Source organism: Microcoleus sp. AT9b-C3 (assembly GCF_036705485.1).
Lineage (GTDB): Bacteria > Cyanobacteriota > Cyanobacteriia > Cyanobacteriales > Microcoleaceae > Microcoleus.
In genome coordinates this window covers 165665-183993 of record NZ_JAUBUR010000001.1, presented here as the reverse complement: position 1 = coordinate 183993, position 18329 = coordinate 165665, and the positions used below count along the sequence as shown (strand labels likewise).

At 46.2% G+C, this 18329-nt stretch carries 18 protein-coding genes; 12 read left to right on the top strand and 6 right to left on the bottom strand.

All coding sequences use genetic code 11. The features are described 5' to 3' along the window. Positions 1-78 precede the first annotated feature (78 nt). Positions 79-1884 (bottom strand): proline--tRNA ligase, encoded by a 1806-nt coding sequence (gene proS, locus QUB77_RS00750; protein WP_333169586.1) that lies wholly within the window; start codon positions 1882-1884, stop codon positions 79-81. Between the two features lie 85 nt (positions 1885-1969). Between proS and QUB77_RS00745 the strand changes: the two genes are divergently transcribed. From QUB77_RS00745 to QUB77_RS00730, 4 genes are all read left to right on the top strand, one after another. Next, the gene (locus tag QUB77_RS00745) at positions 1970-2317 is read left to right on the top strand and encodes a hypothetical protein (protein WP_333169584.1); all 348 of its coding nucleotides are present in this window, start codon (positions 1970-1972) and stop codon (positions 2315-2317) included. Between the two features lie 45 nt (positions 2318-2362). Next, a complete protein-coding gene (locus tag QUB77_RS00740) occupies positions 2363-3295 on the top strand; it encodes a hypothetical protein (RefSeq protein ID WP_333169580.1) in 933 nt (310 codons plus the stop codon). Between the two features lie 84 nt (positions 3296-3379). Beyond that, positions 3380-3673 carry a hypothetical protein gene (locus QUB77_RS00735; protein ID WP_333169577.1) on the top strand — a complete coding sequence of 98 codons (294 nt, stop codon included), beginning with the start codon at positions 3380-3382 and terminating at the stop codon, positions 3671-3673. A gap of 369 nt (positions 3674-4042) precedes the next feature. Further along, a complete protein-coding gene (locus tag QUB77_RS00730; protein WP_333169574.1) occupies positions 4043-7174 on the top strand; it encodes an MFS transporter in 3132 nt (1043 codons plus the stop codon). 86 nt (positions 7175-7260) lie between these two features. Here the strand turns inward: QUB77_RS00730 and QUB77_RS00725 are convergent, their stop codons facing one another. After that, positions 7261-7848, bottom strand: a complete 588-nt coding sequence (locus QUB77_RS00725; RefSeq protein ID WP_333169572.1) for a Uma2 family endonuclease — start codon at positions 7846-7848, stop codon at positions 7261-7263. 288 nt (positions 7849-8136) lie between these two features. On the opposite strand from QUB77_RS00725, the gene QUB77_RS00720 reads away from it, so the two are divergent. Next, positions 8137-8616, top strand: coding sequence for an orange carotenoid protein N-terminal domain-containing protein (locus QUB77_RS00720; RefSeq protein WP_333169570.1), 480 nt, complete (start codon positions 8137-8139; stop codon positions 8614-8616). Positions 8617-8832: 216 nt separating this feature from the next. On the opposite strand, the gene QUB77_RS00715 is transcribed toward QUB77_RS00720, so the two are convergent. From QUB77_RS00715 to QUB77_RS00700, 4 genes are all read right to left on the bottom strand, one after another. Then, complete coding sequence (locus tag QUB77_RS00715; RefSeq protein WP_333169569.1) at positions 8833-9507, bottom strand: acetoacetate decarboxylase family protein; 675 nt, start codon at positions 9505-9507, stop codon at positions 8833-8835. Between the two features lie 277 nt (positions 9508-9784). After that, the gene (locus tag QUB77_RS00710) at positions 9785-11266 is read right to left on the bottom strand and encodes an S-layer homology domain-containing protein (RefSeq protein ID WP_333169567.1); all 1482 of its coding nucleotides are present in this window, start codon (positions 11264-11266) and stop codon (positions 9785-9787) included. Positions 11267-11428: 162 nt separating this feature from the next. After that, entirely contained in the window at positions 11429-12439 is a 1011-nt protein-coding gene (locus tag QUB77_RS00705; RefSeq protein WP_333169565.1) for a DUF6263 family protein, read from the bottom strand. A 4-nt stretch (positions 12440-12443) separates the two neighbouring features. After that, positions 12444-13133 (bottom strand): polysaccharide deacetylase family protein, encoded by a 690-nt coding sequence (locus QUB77_RS00700; RefSeq protein ID WP_333169563.1) that lies wholly within the window; start codon positions 13131-13133, stop codon positions 12444-12446. A 79-nt stretch (positions 13134-13212) separates the two neighbouring features. On the opposite strand from QUB77_RS00700, the gene QUB77_RS00695 reads away from it, so the two are divergent. The 7 genes from QUB77_RS00695 (at position 13213) to QUB77_RS00665 (ending at position 18329) form a co-directional block, all read left to right on the top strand. After that, the gene (locus tag QUB77_RS00695; protein WP_333169560.1) at positions 13213-13506 is read left to right on the top strand and encodes a DUF433 domain-containing protein; all 294 of its coding nucleotides are present in this window, start codon (positions 13213-13215) and stop codon (positions 13504-13506) included. Further along, positions 13503-13826: a DUF5615 family PIN-like protein gene (locus tag QUB77_RS00690; RefSeq protein WP_333169559.1), complete on the top strand. Its 324-nt coding sequence runs from the start codon at positions 13503-13505 to the stop codon at positions 13824-13826. The genes QUB77_RS00695 and QUB77_RS00690 overlap by 4 nt, the downstream gene beginning before the upstream one ends. A gap of 222 nt (positions 13827-14048) precedes the next feature. After that, positions 14049-14816: a ChaB family protein gene (locus tag QUB77_RS00685; RefSeq protein ID WP_333169557.1), complete on the top strand. Its 768-nt coding sequence runs from the start codon at positions 14049-14051 to the stop codon at positions 14814-14816. 324 nt (positions 14817-15140) lie between these two features. Continuing rightward, positions 15141-15299, top strand: coding sequence for a rubredoxin (gene rd / locus QUB77_RS00680; protein WP_332955829.1), 159 nt, complete (start codon positions 15141-15143; stop codon positions 15297-15299). A gap of 12 nt (positions 15300-15311) precedes the next feature. Continuing rightward, positions 15312-16589, top strand: coding sequence for an NAD(P)/FAD-dependent oxidoreductase (locus QUB77_RS00675; protein WP_333169554.1), 1278 nt, complete (start codon positions 15312-15314; stop codon positions 16587-16589). A gap of 165 nt (positions 16590-16754) precedes the next feature. After that, positions 16755-17423, top strand: coding sequence for a hypothetical protein (locus QUB77_RS00670; protein ID WP_333169553.1), 669 nt, complete (start codon positions 16755-16757; stop codon positions 17421-17423). A gap of 132 nt (positions 17424-17555) precedes the next feature. Continuing rightward, on the top strand, positions 17556-18329 hold the full coding sequence (locus QUB77_RS00665; RefSeq protein WP_333169550.1) for a class II aldolase/adducin family protein: 774 nt from the start codon (positions 17556-17558) through the stop codon (positions 18327-18329).

Sequence of the window (18329 nt, the reverse complement as noted above, 5' to 3'; positions counted from 1 at the left end):
TGCGCAGTGCGCACCTTACCCTATACGTTGCGCGTTAATGTAGGGCGATGCACTCCGCACCTTACCAATTATAAAGGCTTAGTTGATGGCGGCTTCAATCCACTGTTTCAAGGTAGAATTTACTTCGTCAATGAGAATTTCATGTGATTTGTGATTGGCTCTTTCCACGACTTCAACTTTGCCTGCTTTCAGCGAACGACCCGGAACAATCCGATAGGGAATGCCGATTAAATCGGCATCTTTGAATTTAACTCCGGCCCGTTCATCGCGATCATCGAGTAGGGTTTCAATGCCAGATTGGTTGAGTTCTGCGTAGAGTTTTTCGGCGACTTCTACTTGTTGGGCGTCGGAAATATTGGGGATGCTAATGATGGCGTGATACGGGGCGATCGCCACTGGCCAAATTATCCCGTCTTTGTCGTAGGATTGTTCTACGGCCGATTGAGCTAGCCGCGACACGCCGACGCCGTAGCAGCCCATCATAAAGGGCATTTCTTCGCCTTGTTCGCTGGTGTAGGTAGCGCCCATTGCTTGGGAGTATTTGGTTCCTAATTGGAAGATGTGGCCGACTTCGATGCCTCTGGCGCTTTGCAAGGTTTGTTCGGGATTGTGCACTGCCCGATCGCCTTTTTTGGCTGTTCTGACACCTACAACCGTTGCTGGTAGCGGAAATTCTTTATCCCAATTAGCCCCGACAACGTGGTATCCTGATTCGTTTGAACCAGTGACAAAGTTTGTCAGGTCAACTGCAGTGCGATCGACTAAACGCAAAAACTTAGAGTTTACCTCCTTACCCCCAGCGATATAATCATCAGCAAGATCGGGAGCCATATAACCGAGAGGTAAAGATTTAGCAGCCCATTTCCGCTGAGCTTCCCCATCGGGAACAGTCAAAAATAAAACAGTTTTAGCTTGATAATTGCCCGCTAATTTCGTCAACTCATTCAGCAACTTTACCTGATTCACATCTTGGTCGCCGCGAATGCTTACCAATACCAAAACAGTCATGCCATTGTCGTAAACAGCTTGGTAAAGCACATTTTTGACAACTTGCGTCGGAGAACATTTCAAAAACTTGCAAAGTTTATCAATTGTTTCAGTTCCCGGCGTTTCCCGCTTTTCAAAAGTTGCAAAGGGCGACGGTTCGGCATCAGCAGGCATCGATACAGCCTTTTCCACATTAGCGGCATACTGACCGTCTTCAGTATAAAGAACTTCATCCTCGCCCGCTTCAGCCAGCACCATAAACTCTTGAGAACCAGAACCGCCAATTGCTCCCGAATCAGCATCTACTGCTCGGAATTGCAAGCCCGATCGGCGCAGCATATTACTGTAAGCTTGAGCCATATCCTGATAAGTTTTTTTCAAACTTTCTTCGTTAGTGTGGAAAGAATAGCCATCTTTCATAATGAATTCGCGACCGCGCATCAACCCAAAACGCGGGCGAATTTCATCGCGAAACTTAGTTTGGATTTGATAAAGATGTAAAGGCAATTGCCGATAGGAACGAATCATATCTTTAGCAATTGTAGTAATTACTTCTTCGTGAGTTGGGCCCAGTCCCAATTCTCGCTGCTGCCTGTCTGTCATGGAAAACATAATACCTTCAGCTTGAGTATAGGTATCCCAGCGGCCGGATTCCCGCCACAAATCGGCCGGTTGCAATTGCGGGAGGAGGCATTCTTGAGCGCCGGTAGCGTCCATTTCTTCGCGCACAATTTGAGAGACTTTTTTGAGAACTCGCCACATCAAAGGGAGATAAGCGTAAAGGCCACTACCGATGCGCCGGATGTATCCGGCACGGAGTAATAGTTTGTGGCTGGGAATTTCTGCTTCGGCGGGGTCTTCGCGCAGGGTGACAAAAAGCATTTGAGAGAGTCGCATAGCTAATTTCCTTAAAATACCGAATGATTGTAATCTCCGATCAACTTCTGATATTATCAGACGTGAGGCGGATTTGATTAAATATATGAATAAAATTTGGGAAAATTATCAAAAAGGTATGACAGCATTTGATAATTGTCACTCTCCTACTCTGCAATCTCAGTGGGTAGCCTTAAAAGATGAAATAGGAGAATTTGTTCGAGAATCTAACTTGAGCGAAATTTGGGATATTCTTCATGCTGGTGGTCGATTGCTGTACAAACTAATCGGAATACCTTTACATTTGCTTGCATATCCTACTGTTCGCAAACACAGTAAACGTTTCGAGGAGTACGGATGTATTCGCAGCATTCGCAACTGTGAGGGTAAATGCTGCAAACAGTTGACAGTTGACAGTTTGCCCGAAGAGCGCAGTCCTTGGGTTGATAGTTGACAGTTGATGGCGAGGTTTTTAAACAGTTGATAGCTAAAAAATATCATGACCAGATTTATTCACGACCAATTTGCCAAACAGTATCTGAAAGAACTATTAACCCCTCTCGGTAATGTAGAAACCAGCCGGGATGTCGCTGGAGAAGTAAGGCAGGTTGACGTTTTATTTTCCCCCAAAGCAGAACCGGAAGTCGAAGCAACAGCCCTCGGCATTTTGGGTCAAATCGCAGCAAAACCCGCGGTATTTGAACCCTTCCGCAGTCCAGTCCAAATCGGAGAAATTCGCAGTTGTCTGGGCAAACTCTTCGATATCCACGGCGAATTTGAACGCGCCGCAGCTAGAGAAAATACCCGGATTGCAGAGGCAGACTTGCCTCAACTCTGGATACTGTCGCCGACTGTTTCCGATACGATGCTAGCTGGATTTCGAGCCCTTCCCGAACCGGAAAATTGGGTAAGTGGAGTTTATTTTCTGGGTGCGTCTCTGAAAGCAGCGATTATTGCCATTCACCAACTCCCCCGCACTCCAGAAACGCTGTGGCTGAGAGTTTTGGGGAAGGGAAACGTGCAGAAGCAAGCTATTGCCGAATTGAGAGAATTACCCTCAGATAATGTGTTTCGGTTGAATGCGTTAGAATTGTTGTACAACTTGCGAACTATTTTAGAAGTCCGCCAAGACATAGATCGAGAAGATAGGGAGTTAATTATGGAACTGTCACCCCTCTACTTGCAACGGTTGGAAGATGCAACTCAGCGCGGTATCCAGCAAGGTATTCAGCAAGGTATTCAGCGCGCTCAACGCCTGATAGTAGAGAATCTGCTACAAGTAAAATTTGGCGAGATTGATGAAGAATTAGCCCAAATAATCGAGCCCTTGATTCAGCTAGAACCCCTCGATCGCACGCGACTGATTATGCAGCTCGATCGCTCTGAATTACTAGCTCGTTTCGAGGCGTCGAAAAACCAACCGGAATCCTAACTCAGCAGCGCGCTCTACGATATGTAGGGGGCGCTAAATATCACTTTACTATTTATTATATATCGAGAAAATCGGGAGTTAATTATGGAACTGTCACCGCTCTATTTACAACGGCTTGAAGAAGCAACTCAGCGAGGTATCGAGCAAGGTATTCAGCAAAGTATCGAGCAAGGAATCGAGGAAGGTATTCAGCAAGGTAAACGCCAGAATCTTGAAAGTATATTACAAGTAAGATTTGGCGAAATTGATGAAGAATTAGCCCAAATAATTGAGCCTTTGATTCAACTAGAATTTCTTGAAATCGCGCGACTGAGTATGCAGCTCGATCGATCGCAATTACTCGCTCGTTTTGAGCCGGAAAATCAAAGGGAATCCTAACTCGCTAGCGCACTCTACGATATGTAGAGTACACCACATCGCACTTTACTACTATTTAGAACTGGTGGCGCTCGCCCTCCGCATCAAACTTGCCACTTTTATCCGAACTCTGCTGCTACCAGTCCTATAAAAACTAATTTCTGACTTTAGACGGATTTATGTTTTAGCTTCCACAGGCATAATAAGCAGTAAGGATGAGATAACTAGAGAACGGATTTACTACTCATCGCAATTTCACTACTAAGGCCTTCCGTAAGATAAAGCCGAACCAAAACAAACCATCATCTAAAGATTACAAAATCCCCCAGGAAAAAGTTGGGGAATCTTTTCGATATGCCTAGTTAGGCATAAAAACTTAGGAGGTAAATTATGTTTGAAAGCGAGTTATTAATGTCGCTGTACAGTCCCAAATTCAATATTGCCCAAATGCCAGTAGAAATAGATGTGCCATTTGACCACCCCGATATCGGAGGGCTGATGTTTTTAAGCCCGCAGTTTTTCGTGGCATTAATCGCGGGAGTCATTATGGCTTTCGGCTTCCAATTCCTGTTAACAAATTTCTCGATCGCTGCCAAAATCTCAAATTGGGACGAGGCTTTACCCGACGATGACGATGATGATGAGTCCGAAAGTATAGGCCGTAAAGTTCGGAAAATCGAAGGTTTAGTGGGGGGTTGGATTTTAGTCACCGTTAACCTGGCTTTATTTTTGGGTTGTTTTCTGGCAGTCAAACTAACTTCAATTGCCTCGGTAGATGGAGCGGCAATTATTGGTGTAGTCATTTGGTCGGCGTACTTTTTAACGCTGGTGTGGCTCGGTTCTAGCGCCGTCGGTTCCATGATTGGTTCCTTGATAAAAACTGCTTTTTCAGGCGTTCAAGGCGTCATGGGTACTGCTGGTGCTGCGATCGGCGGTAAGATGGCCAGCGACCAAATGGTCAACACTGTAGAGGCATCTGTTGCCGCTGTCCGCCGCGAACTGAGTTCGGCGGTAGATCCGGATAGTATTCGCGAAACACTGCAAGATTATGTGGGTTCTTTGCAGTTACCGAAACTAGATGTTAAGGAAATTCGCGGTCAATTTGAAAAGTTGCTGGGCGATGCCGATATCAAATCTATTGCGGGAAGCGACGTTCTGAAGAATGTTAACCGCCAGACTTTTGTGGATTTAGTTAAGAGTCGCACAGACTTTTCTCAAGAGGAAATAACTCAAGTTGCAGACCAACTAGAAGGCGTTTGGAAGCAAACATTTGGCAAGCAGCAAGAGCAGAAAGACCCGAATTTAGAGTTGGTTGATTTTCTCAAGTTTGCGGCTCCCGATTTGCTGAAGTCTGACGAACTCAACGCCAAGCTGTCTCAAATTCTGGAAAGTCGGGAAAACAAATCGGAATCCAGCAGCGGCATGAAGCGAGCGATGCAGTTGGGTGTGGAAGCTCTTGTGGGCACTGTTTTGTCCCGGACGGATTTGTCGGATTTGGATGTGGAAAAAATCTCTGGTCAGTTGCAACAACTGACAGCACAAGGATCTCAAAAAGCTAAAACTTTTGCTTCTCAGGTGGGCGACAAAGTGCCTGCGCTGCCTTTCAATACAGCTAAGGCTGATGTGGAAAATTACTTGATGAACTCCCAACCGTGGCATCTCAACCGGGAGACAATCAAGCAGGAATTTAGGGATGTGATTTATGACCCGGAAGCTTCTCCGGGAGCGGTGTTGCGCCAGTTAGAAATGTTGAATCCCGATTATTTTGTAGGGATTCTGGGCCGCCGCGAGGGGTTTGCTCCTGAACAGGTGACGGAAATTGCCGAACAGCTTGAAGGTGTCCGACAAGAAGTGTTGGAAATTGTGCGAGATGCTGCTGGTGAAGAACAGTCTCAAGATTTGCGGAGCCGGATTGAGAATTATTTGCGATCGACCGGCAAGGAGGAATTGAATCCAGAAGGTATCGAACGGGATTTCCAAGCACTTTTGGAAGACCGGGATGCTGGTTTTGAGGCTTTGCGCGATCGCCTGTCTCAGTTTAACCGCGATACTTTGGTGCAGTTACTTGGTCAGCGGGAGGATTTCAGTCCAGAGGAAGCCGATCAGTTAATCGGGCGGCTCGAAAGTTCGCGCGATCGCGTGATTTCAAGAGCTCAAGAATTGCAAGAGCAAGCGCAATCGAAAGCGCAAGAATTGAGACAAAAGGTAGAAGACTATCTCCGCAATACTAATAAGGAAGAGCTCAATCCTGAAGCGATCGAGCGCGAGTTTCAAACGCTGTTAAACGACCCGGAAGCCGGATTTAAAGCGCTGAGAGAACGCTTGTCTCAATTCGACCGCGATACGCTGGTGCAGTTGCTGTCACAGCGCCAAGACCTCAGCGAAGAACAGATCAATCAGGCGATCGACCGGATCGAATCTGTGCGCGACAACATTATCCACGCGCCGCAAATGGTGGCAGATAGAGCTAAGCAACAGTACGAGGAAGTTACTGCAAAAATTGGCGAATACCTGCGGAATACAAACCTGGATGAACTCGATCCAGAAGGCATCAATCGGGATTTGACTAAATTGTTTGAAAATCCCAAAGAGGGTGCTTTGGCACTTCGGGATAGACTTTCTCAGGTCGATCGCGAAACTTTGGTCAAGCTGCTGTCGCAGCGGGAAGATTTGAGCGAAGAACAGATCAATCGGACGATCGATCGCGTGCAAGATTCGATTCGCAGCATCGTGAAATCGCCCCGCCGCTTGGCCTCTCGCGCTCAAAAAACTGTACGGGATTTCCAAGGAAGTTTGGAAAATTACTTGCGGAATACGGACAAGGAAGAACTCAATCCTGAAAGCATCAAACGCGATTTGCAGTTGCTGTTTAGCGAGCCGGGAATGGGGATGCAAAGTTTGGGCGATCGCCTGAAGCACTTCGATCGATCGACTCTGGTAGCATTGTTGTCGCAGCGGGAAGACATCTCGGAAGAGGAAGCTAACAGAATTGCCGACCAAATTGAATCTGTCCGCAACCAAATTGTCGAACAAGTTCAAATGGTTCAGGACAAGTTCCAGTCAGCAATGGATGGTATTTTCGGGAAAATCCGGGATTACCTCAATTCGCTGGAGCGACCAGAACTCAACTACGAAGGCATCAAGCGGGACTTACGCAAAGTGTTTGACGACCCGCAGGCCGGATTTGACGCGATTAAGGAGCGTTTAGGTGAGTTCGATCGCGGTACTTTAGTTGCCCTGCTGAGTTCTCGTTCCGATATTTCCGAGACTGACGCGCACCGAATTGTTGACCAAATGGAAGGAGCCCGGGACAGCGTTTTATTGCGCTCGGAACGCTTACAAACAGAAGCCAAAAAACGCATCAAACAGCTCAAGAAAAAGACCAAGCAGCAAGCAGAAGATGCGCGCGAAGCCGCAGCAACTGCTGCTTGGTGGCTGTTCGGTACGGCTGTGACTTCTGTGGTTGTTTCTGCTTTGGCTGGAGCAATAGCAGTCGGTGGTATTTCGGGTTTGTTTAGCTAGACTTTCAACAAGTTTCCATTAAAGTTCTCCTGATTCTAGGCTGGCTGTTTGCCAGCCTATTTTCTTTGGAATAATATTAGAGTCCTTCAGGATTCTATAGTTGGCGGAAAAACTCTCGATAAATCGAGCGCCAAGTCGTGAAAATAAGGCAGATTAACAGACTCGTTGGGCAGAAAAATCATTGTCCTGCGATAACCAAATTGACCAGGGGTATTCTGATACGGATCGCTGTAACATTCCAAGCAAGTTTGTGATAAATTAAATATCCAATAGCTAGAGATTCCGGCTTCAGCATAAAGGGGGAGCTTAACCTGTTTGTCGTAACTCAAAGAAGAATCTGCAATCTCAATCACCAACAGTATATCCGCTGGACAGGGGTGAGAGGATAGATAGTCGTCAGGGCGATTTTGCACGATCGCGCGATCGGGTTCTGGTTCGCTGTCATCCGCCAGAATAATCGGTTGTTGTCCTCGCAGTGTCGCCCGTTCTCCCAGCAGCTTAAATAACTCGCGTTCCAAGCGTGTCTCGCAAACAGAATGAGCGGTACCTTTAGCAGCCAGGTTTACAAGTTCTCCCTTGATTAGCTCAACTCGATCGTCCTCAGCAAAAAATCCCAGTTCTGTCAGGCGGTGATATTCCGCTGTCGTGAAGCGTTTAGCAGTTGCGATCGACATAACAGCCACCTCTATACAGGTCTGTTGCGATTATAGGCGATCGTCGATCGGCTCAACAATGCTAATCATGAGTTCGGATCACAACAATCTTGTCAAATTTTCCTCATCCTTTGGTTGCAAATTTTCCCAATTTGGGTGAATTTACTCCCCGAATTTATGTCCGGGATCATCTCTGTCTTAAGCAAGATTCTAGCTTCACTATTTATTAGGTACTTTAACTTAAGTACAAAACAAAAGTTTTCTCACCAATAAGAAAGCTGAGCAATACATATTATTTTGGAGGCTTGAATGACATTTACTACTGCCGGTGCTTACGACCAAGGAAAAGCAGATATCCAGAGCTTGAGTGTAGACGACCAATTAGGTTTGCTGTGGTTTGTTTACACCGAAATGGGCAAGTCAATAACGCCAGCGGCTCCCGGTGCTTCCGGTTCCGAAATCGCTCAGGGTTTGTTCGAGCAAGTCAAACCGCTACCCCACGAAGAACAACTACAAGTAATGCGCGACATTGCCTCAAAAGCCAATACAGAAATCAGCCGGATGTATGGCTCGATGAGCCCAGAAACCAAGCTGGCTTTTTGGTATTTCCTAGCAGTAGGAATGGACGAAGGAACTATTATTCCTATGCCTTCCGACTATCAACTTCCTGAAGCCGGAAAAGCTTTATTAGGAAAGGTTCAGGGGATGGACTTTCAGCAGCAAATTGATTTCCTTCGCGGTACAGTTTTAGTAATGGGTGCTGAAGCCGCTCCGGGGGCTGGCATTTAAAAATTGGACTTACGAAAAAAAAACCCGGTTTCTCGGATGTAGCAACGACGCATTTAGGAAAAAACCCGGTTTTTAGCCGTTTGATGCGTAAGTCCTCAAAAAGATTAGTAAGTAGCTCAAACTAATACGCGGCGCCAGAAACCCGGCTTCTTCAAGAAACCGGGTTTCTGGCTGTTCTGTTTTTTTAGGTTGACGGCGAATACCCGCACTTTACAACTAATAACTGAATTCAACGGCTCTGTTTCCCACAACTTCCGGCGCAGCGACTGTTAAACGCATATCTTCGCAGGCAAATGTTAGCAAGGGCTGACCTAAGTTTAAACTGGCAAAAGGACTTTCTTCTGGCACTTCTAATTCGCCTTTAATCAAACCGATGCGAGACTGTAATCCTCCTTTAAACAACAGCAAATTGCTGCGGTCAGCGCTGAAAACATTTCCGCTAAAAGGCAGCGGTAAGGCTAAACTTTGCTGGCTGTAATTGAGGCTGCACAGTTGACGGTTTCCTTGGCGAACTGTGACTCGGTAGCCTAGAGGTGTTGCCTTTACCGAATCGCTGCCTTCCCAACTAAATTGAGCTAATTCTTTAGGAAGTCCCCAAATTTCGCGCCCGCCGGCTACGGAGTTAGGATTGTCTACGTAAATATGGGAAATCCAAGCCCCCCATTTTCCTGCATAATTGGCGATCGCGCTAACTACAATTAACTCATTGTACTCCATTACCGAACCCAACCCGTAGGAGGATATATAAATGCCACCTAGGGTTTTTCCTGGCAATAAAGAGACAATTTCTAACTCAGAGGGAACCAAGGGGCGCACTCGTGCCACATCTACCAATTGTAAAGTTTGAACAGCATAACCTTGCAGATGCCAAGGTGCAGGTGGATATACCATTTTCAGTGATTAAATATTTGAGATTTTCTCTTTATTTTAGCTTGGCGCTTCAAAAAGCAACAATTTTGGTATTTTTTCACAAGTTGTTAGTAATTTACTTTATGTAAAAAAATAATAGGTGACGATTAATTTGATGAATAATTGACGTTGGTTCTCGGTTGTATGGGGGCGGGTTTAGTAATATTGTTAGTAGGAATTAGATATTATTCGTAAAACCCGCCCCTACAGATATTATCAGCGTTTATCCGGGTTACTCTGCGGTTAAAAACCTCCAAATCTACTTACTGGCATAACCCGTACTTACCAAAAACTCCCGCAACTTTCCAAAGAATTGAGTGCGATCGCGCCCTTGATAAACTCTCTCCAACAACTGCCAACCTTCCGCCTCCTGGCCCATGACATACTTGTTCGCCATGAAGGCTGCCAAAACCCCCTTCACCTCCCCATTTTCACTCAAACGCTTGTTAGATTCCAGCCAAAGCTCAGCAGCGTTCGTGTATACTTCCACCGGATACTCTTTGCTAACATCTTGCATTTTACCTTGACGGTACTGCCAAATTTGCAGCGGAAAGCGAGAATCAGCGTAATTTGTAAAAGCCTCGGAAAATCTGCCGTCTTGACTCTTAAACTCTGGGATATCATTTTTGCCAAAATCGACTATTTCGTAACTCACATTGCCCCAGAAATGCTTGATATGAGTGTATTTGTTAGCTGCCGAGTCGTAGCGGTAAATAAACGAATAATTGCAGCAGCGGACGCCGCTTTTGGTTGAGACTAAATCTGCCAGCACTTCCGGTTCCTTGTCCCCGTCCAAATCACGGATTCGTAGCGATAAAAAACGTCCTTCTGATATTTCTTCGCTCGCCCTTTGGTCGGGGTTATCTACGAGAGAACGAGTCGGTATCAGCACTGGTTCTTCTAATAAAGTTTTACCGTCGCGGATAATTCTGATGCGGAGATTTTTAGCATTTTCTGCTTCTTTTACGAAAGAAACTTCCGCCCGAACTTTCCCCGCTTCTGAGATTTCTGTTGTTCTCGGCGGGCCGATATTCGGCGGAACTTGGGCGATATATTGGGCAGGAACTAAGGCAGTTTGGCCGGGTTTGGCGATCGCCTGACAGAAAAAAGTTGCGACTTCGGCGCGAGTAGCATTCCGAGTAGGTTCTAGCTGTTTAACAGCCGGATAATTGACCACAAGTTGTTTTTCTGTGGCGGCGGCGATCGCATTTCTTGCCAGTTCGGGAATTTGCGGCGCATCCTCAAAAGTCGCATCCAAAATCTCAGCCGCCGAGCCCGTAGGTGTATATTTCAAGCCGCTGGTTAAAGCTACCAAAGCCTGCCAGCGGGTAATATTCAAAGTTGGGTTAAAGATACTGCCACTGTATCCAGACATAAAACCAGTCTGATAAGCTTCTCGAATTGCTTTAAAACCCCAGTAATTCGTGGGAATATCTGCAAAGTCGATCGGAGCGCGGACGGTTTTGGCATCGGGAAAAGCCATGCGAACCATCGCCGCAAACTCAGCGCGACTGACGGGGCGATTCGGGCGAAAAGTGCCATCTTCGTAGTAGCCACTAATAATTTTTTTCTGTGCTAACTCTTCTATGCAAGCTTGCGCCCAATGGTCGTTAACATCCTTAAATTTGGGTTGAGCAAATGCCGGCGCTACATTCAGACCCGGAAACATTAAATCCCCGATGATTATCCCCAGGGCTACCACTAAACCGATGATAGCTTGCCATCTGTGCGATCGAATCATAGAACAGACTCCTCTACTTACAAATTGGCGATCGAAACTTTCAGAAAATTTATATAATATCAGGTATATTAACCGGATTTAATACCATTTATTAAAAATTTACCGATGACCAAGGACACGGCACTGCCGTGTCCCTAATTTTTAGAGTTGGTATAATAAAGCTTACTTCGACTCTAAAGTCATCTCCATCGCCATTTTTGTTGTGATTGTTAATTCTTGAGAACTGCCAGCATTTTTAGCACTCATTTCGCTATTTGAACTAACAGACTCAGTAGACCGAAAAGGCATTAATCTATCCAAGCGCCTTGTGGCTGCTCCCCGACCCTGAGAAGCAAAAGATTTTAGGGTTAAGGTAGTTCCCGGCGGCAGTTGGGGAGAGGTAATATTTTGAGGTTTTGCTTGCTGCTCTATACTTACATTCAGAGAGGCAACTCCATCTTGCCAACTAGCCAATTCATAGGTAGCAATGTTATTCACATTCATGCCGAAATCAGAGGAAGAATAAACGCGCCATTTTGCTCCTTTTCCTACTGCTTCAGCAGGCAGCGGCGAGGCAAGTTGCTCTAGAGATTTAGACATTTGTCCCACCATTTGTTTGAGGTTGTTGTCAGCTTTTTCAGGCAAAATAAAGTTACCTCCTTTATTAAAACCGCGATTGTCCATGATGAAAGAGCCTTTCATTCCGACCATGCTTTTGAGTGCGGAACGCATGGCATCTCTGGCGGCTGGCGGGGTATTTCCAGTATCGCCCGTGATATCTGCGTTAGTATAAGCAAACTCGTAGTGAATATCGCCGTTGGAATCAATTTTAGTGACTTTTGTCTCGAAAGTCATCACCGATACTGGACTTTTAGCCACAGGCGAAGACCGACCCAATGCGGATATTTCCATATCCATTTTTACGGTCATAACAGTTGTTTCTTTGACATCGATAGCTGGTTTTAAACGCAGTTCCTGGCGGGGCTCCACTCCCGGATTTAGCAGTTCCACTTGCGGGGTTTTCGAGTTGGTGGCAGGCGCGGATAAGCCAGGGGCTGGTTGCTGCACTAGAAGTGGAGTTTCAGCACTTAGCGAAGCAGGAGAAAGCTCGTGAAGCGAAGCTATCCCGTAGGGAGTCGCCCATCCGGCACTTACCAAACAAAGAGATGCAATAAACTGTCTTTTTTTCTTCATGGATTTAATTTCCTCTTATTTGAATGTTGGCCTGTTCCCACAGTCGATCGACTGTCACGAATTTGTAACCTTTATACAAAAGCAATGGAATTATTTTATCCGCCGAAGCTGCAACATCTTCGCCGCCGCAATAGCCGTCGTGCAGTACAATAATTGATCCGTTTTCAGTTTGCTGCACGATGCGACTAATAACTTTCCTCACCCCCGGTCGCACCCAATCTTCCGGGACGACACTCCACATTACGGGGCGATATTCCCACTGTTGTAATAACTCTAATGTTCGCGGCGTAAAAATGCCGTTGGGCGGCCGCACGTCCAGGATTAATTTTGGATCTAAATCGCAAGCTTTGGCAATTGCTTTTTGCGTGTCTTCTAAACTTTGTTTGAGTTCGTGGGTTTTGAGTTTGGGAAACGATATATGCTGATAGCCGTGGAGGCCGATCCAGTGCCCGCGATCGTACACTTCTTTAGCCGTTTCTGGATGCCTGTCAACGCAAAAACCTAGCCAGAAAAAACTAGCTTTGATGTCGTATTTATCTAAAATTTTTAACAGTTGAGGTGTGTGCTGACGGTGCGGCCCGTCGTCAAATGTGAGAGCAATTTCTCGGCTGTTGATATCTCCCGTCCACAGACATCTGGGAAAAGCAGATTTGAGGATGGGATGAACGACAGGAAACAGGGGTGCTAGTGGCATTGATTAACCTTGATAAATGCGATCGGGTAGAAATGAAGCTGTGTTACAATAAAATAAAGTTAACTCAATCGAGGTAAATATGACAACTGCCGTTGATATTGGAACGCTAATTGTCAGCACGCCGGGAACCTGCGGCGGCCGCCCGCGAATTGCAGGAACTAGAATTACGGTACAGAATATTGCTATTGATTTTAATGCCGGGATGACTCCACAGCAAATCATTGATGAAAGACCGCATTTGACTTTATCACAAATTTATGCAGCGCTCACTTACTATTACGCGAACAAGGAAGCAACGGACGCCGAAATAGCAGCTTACTACGAAGAGTATGACCGTTTGGAAGCAGAATATATGGCAGGTAAGCTATCGTGAGCCAAATTTGTTTATACATGGATGAGGATATTCTCCAACGCTCGCTGATACTCGCTCTGCGAACTTCTGGTGTAGACGTGATAACTACCTCGGACGCTAACAAGCTTAGCTGTTCAGATGAGGAACAACTAATCTGGGCAGCGGAGCAAGGGCGTGCCATATACAGTTTCAACACTAAAGATTTTTGTCGTTTGCACAGTACCTTTATTGCCCAAGATATCGGTCATGCTGGAATTATTATGGGAGTACAACAGCGGTACTCGATGGGCGATCAGTTGCGGGGGTTTTTCAACTTAATTGCTGCTAAATCAGCAGAATAAATGATCGATCAATTGGTATTTTTAGCTGAGTACATTAGATATGAATAAAAGCTTGAAATAACCGAGTGCACCGGAAACTACCAGCCTCTTTAACTCCTTTGATATAGACTCAATCTAGCCACAGTCGCTCGACCTCTATCTCGCGGTTGATGCGATCGCCCTACAGCGTCCTCCTATACTGAAAACCAGCATCACTAATCGAAAAACCATCAAGGAGGAACAATGACCGAGGAATATTTAGCCGAACGCACAGTTTCAGCCGTATTTAAGGAAGAAGAACAATTAGACGGCGTAATTCGGCGCTTGCTCGATCGCGGAGTTTCCCGCGACCACATCTCAGTAATGGGAAAAAACTTTCAATCTAAAACTAAAATTGCCGGCTTTATTACTAAAAAAGATGTGATATTAGGCGGTCTGCGAAGCGGGGCGATTTTTGGTTCCTTATTCGGTTCTTTTTTGGGTTTGCTAACAGGCGTCGGTGTCCTGTTTATTCCCTTTGTCGGTGCAGTAGTCTCGGCGGGCCCGCTGGGTGCGGTACTTTTGGGTGCAGCTAGCGGCGCGATCGCAGGTTCGGCCGGTGCGGGTCTAGTTTCCGCTTTGGTCGCTGTCGGAATGCCCGAAGACAAAGCAACTATCTATCAAACCCGCGTTGAAGCAGGCGAATTTCTCGTGATGGCAGAAGTTCCCGCAGATAAATCGGGCGAATTTCAACTCTTGCTAGAAAGTGCAGGTGGCGAAGAAGTTTCAGTTAGCGAGATGACGCTGCCGCGCGCGGTCAAAGGTCGCTGCAACAGTCCGGCAGATTTGTCGCCAGAAGTGCGATCGCACCTGTCGGAAGCCGCTCAAAAAACCTTTATGGAATCCTACAACGCCGCATTTGATGAAAGCAACGACTCCATACAAGCGGAACACACCGCTTGGAATGCCATTCACCAGCAGTACGAAGAAGATGAAAACGGCGTTTGGACTAAGCCTTTAGCGAAAGTCTAGTTTCCCGATCGCGGTTAACTAATAAAAGATAGAATGCAGCCTCTAGAACTTGGGTTCTAGAGGCTTGTAATATTTGACAGTTTAGATTAGAAAATATTGTCTCAGTCCTTTTAATCAAATTTTGGGACGCTGCTCAGAGCACCGTCCCACAAGAACAAAAATTTTGGGACGTTGCTCTGAGCAGCGTCCTATTTATTTTTTCAATCTTGTCTATTTTATAATTGTGAATTGTAACTTGTGAAAGATTTAATTTTTCTGGTATTGCACAAAGTTGGCTTGTCAAGTACAATCTACAGGCTTACAATATAAAATTGAGTTAAGCAAATGCAAAAATACCTTTGTACAGTTTGCAATTACGTCTACGATCCAGAACTAGGCGACCCCGACGGAGGCATAGCTCCCGGTACACCCTTTGAAGATATCCCCGACGATTGGGTTTGTCCCACTTGCGGGGCAGCAAAATCCGATTTTGAACCAGAATAAGCGAGAAAAAATTTGTCCGATCGAATCCTCAAAATTACAGTCATTGGCGGCGGTGCTGCAGGTTTTTTTAGTGCAATTACCTGTGCCAAAACCTACCCGCAAGCCCGCGTCACTTTACTAGAAGCTGGCCGGCAACTCCTAGCAAAAGTTCGCATCTCTGGCGGCGGGCGCTGCAACGTTACTCACGCTTGTTTTGACCCTGGTATTTTAGTGCAGAATTACCCCAGAGGTGGGAAAGCTCTGCGCGGTGCTTTTACTCGATTTCAACCCCGCGATACTGTAGAATGGTTTGCCGGTCACGGCGTGAAGTTGAAAACCGAAGAAGACGGGCGAATGTTTCCGACCACAGACGATTCGGGGACTATTGTTAACTGTTTGATCCGCGCTGCTGAGGATGCAGGCGTAAAAATTCGCACGGGCGATGCAGTAGTTTTTGTAAAGAAATTAACGGGAAATACTGCAGAGGGCGAACACGAAGACACCGCCCCTAGTTTTGAAATTGAGTTGAAATCCGGGGCGAAATTGAAATGCGATCGCATTCTTCTCGCTACAGGCAGCAATCCGTCGGGTTTTAAGTGGGCAAAAGAGTTAGGTAATACTGTAGAACAGCCCGTTCCTTCTCTATTTACTTTTAATATTTCTGACAGCAGAATCAAAGATTTAGCCGGAATTTCTGTTCCTAATGCTAAGGTGAAATTGCCGGGAGCTAAATTAGAACAAAGCGGGCCTTTGCTAATTACTCACTGGGGTTTAAGTGGGCCTGCTGTCCTCAAACTTTCGGCTTGGGGTGCGAGATTTTTGCACGATCGCCATTATAAAACCTCTGTGCTGATTAATTGGCTTCCCCAGTACAATGCGGAAGTTTTGCGGCAGCAACTGCTAGCGGTGAAGTCGCAGTTGTCGCACCGATTGATTGTCTCTAGCTGCCCGTTTCCGGTGCCGCGCCGCCTCTGGGAACGCTTGACAAGTTCGATCGGCATTGATGAGCAAAAACGCTGGGCAGACTTATCTAACAAAATCCTCGATCGCCTCCTGCTAGAACTCGTTCAAGGCGAATATCAGATTACCGGAAAAGGGGCATTTAAAGAAGAGTTCGTCACCTGCGGCGGTGTCAACCTCAAAGAAGTCGATTTCAAGACAATGGAAAGCCGCCGCTGTCCCGGACTTTTCTTTGCTGGCGAAATCTTGGATATCGACGGCGTGACGGGCGGTTTTAACTTCCAAAGTGCTTGGACTACGGCGTGGTTGGCCGGGAACGCGATCGGCAAACCATCCGATTTTAGATTTTAGATTGGGGAATATTTGCTGTGTAAAGGTTTGGGACGTGCGATCGCGCGATCGGCTTCGCAGTATTAAATTTTGTGTTATTTTTGAATTAAGGCGCACCAAATGTGCACCGAATTCAGCTTGCAGACAAAATTCGCAGTTTTGCGAAGTTAACATCGGGGAAGACAGATGAAAAACTTGAATCTACAAACCCTAAAGTTCGATCGCAACCTTGAGGGCCATCTTGACTCACCTTTCATCGAAAAAAATCGCTTGCTGGAATTCAACCCCAAATTTATCACTCCCGAATTTTTAACAACCTGGACGTTTGAAACACACCTGTACGACGAACAAGTTGCGATCGACCACTTTGTCATCACATTTCCTAGCCGCGCCGAACTCGAAAAATACGCCGAATCTTTTTATCCCTTCGGCGCCAAAACAGTTGAAGGCCCAGACTTGTTCCCGATTAACTTTTGTGCGGAAAACATTAACGTTCCCTCCGATTTGTGGCTGCATTTAATGACCTTATTAATGCCAGCCGGCGGCTTAGTAGTATTAGATGCGCCCCACGCAGCCGGCGACCAAAAAAACCGTTTCCAGGAAGAAAGAGGATTAGCAGCAGTTCACCATGTCGCGATTCGAGTCGAAAACGTGCAGAATGCTGCTACAATATGGAAAAATAAAAACTTCCAACCCCTGTCCGATCGAGCTTTAGATTACGGCTCATTAACCCAGTGGTTTCTGCAAAACCCCGCCGGACAAATCATCGAATTAATCGAGCGCCACCCCGGCAATAACGCCACTTTCGACTGCAAAAACATCGCAGGTTTGCGCCTCAGTGAAATCGCAGTGTAGTAGGGCAGGCAAGATGCCAGCCCCACAGTTCCCAATTCAAATTTCCCAATTCAAAATTTATCTCGTTCCCCTTCTCTGACTGGGAATGCCGATTCTGAGGCTCTGCCTCCTGTCTTTTCACTAATAAAATATATGGTTGCAATAAAAATCCCCAAAGTCACTTTTCAACCCCCAACATTCAACTCACTTGAAGAAGAACGTCGCCACCGCAAACAACGTTTAGCCGCCGCATTTCGATTATTTGCCCGCTTCGGATTCAGCGAAGGAATTGCCGGACACATCACCGTCCGCGACCCCGAACACCTAGACCATTTCTGGGTCAATTCTTTTGGAATGCACTTTAGTTTAATTCGAGTCAGCGACCTAATTTTAGTCAACCACAAAGGCGAAGTTGTTGAAGGAAATAAACCCGTAAACGAAGCAGCATTTGCCATTCATTCCCAAGTGCACAGCGCCCGCCCAGACGTAATCGCAGCAGCCCACGCTCATTCTCCCTACGGCAAAAGTTGGTCGAGTTTGGGCCGCCTGCTTGACCCGCTGACGCAAGATGCTTGTTCTTTTTATGAAGACCAAGCTTTATTTGACGATTACACCGGAGTTGTTTTGGAAATCGAAGAAGCTAAACGCATCGCCAAAACTTTAGGTGAGAAAAAAGCTATTATTTTACAAAATCACGGACTGTTAACAGTAGGTCAAACAGTAGATGAAGCAGCTTGGTGGTTTATTGCAATGGAACGTTCTTGTCAAGCGCAATTAATGGCCGAAGCAGCGGGAAAACCAATTCTCATCAAGCCAGAATGTGCGCGTTTGACACAGCAGCAAGTAGGGTCTCACCGCATGGGATGGTTTAGCTTTCAACCGCTTTATGACATGATAGTGCGCCGGGAACCAGACTTATTAGATTAG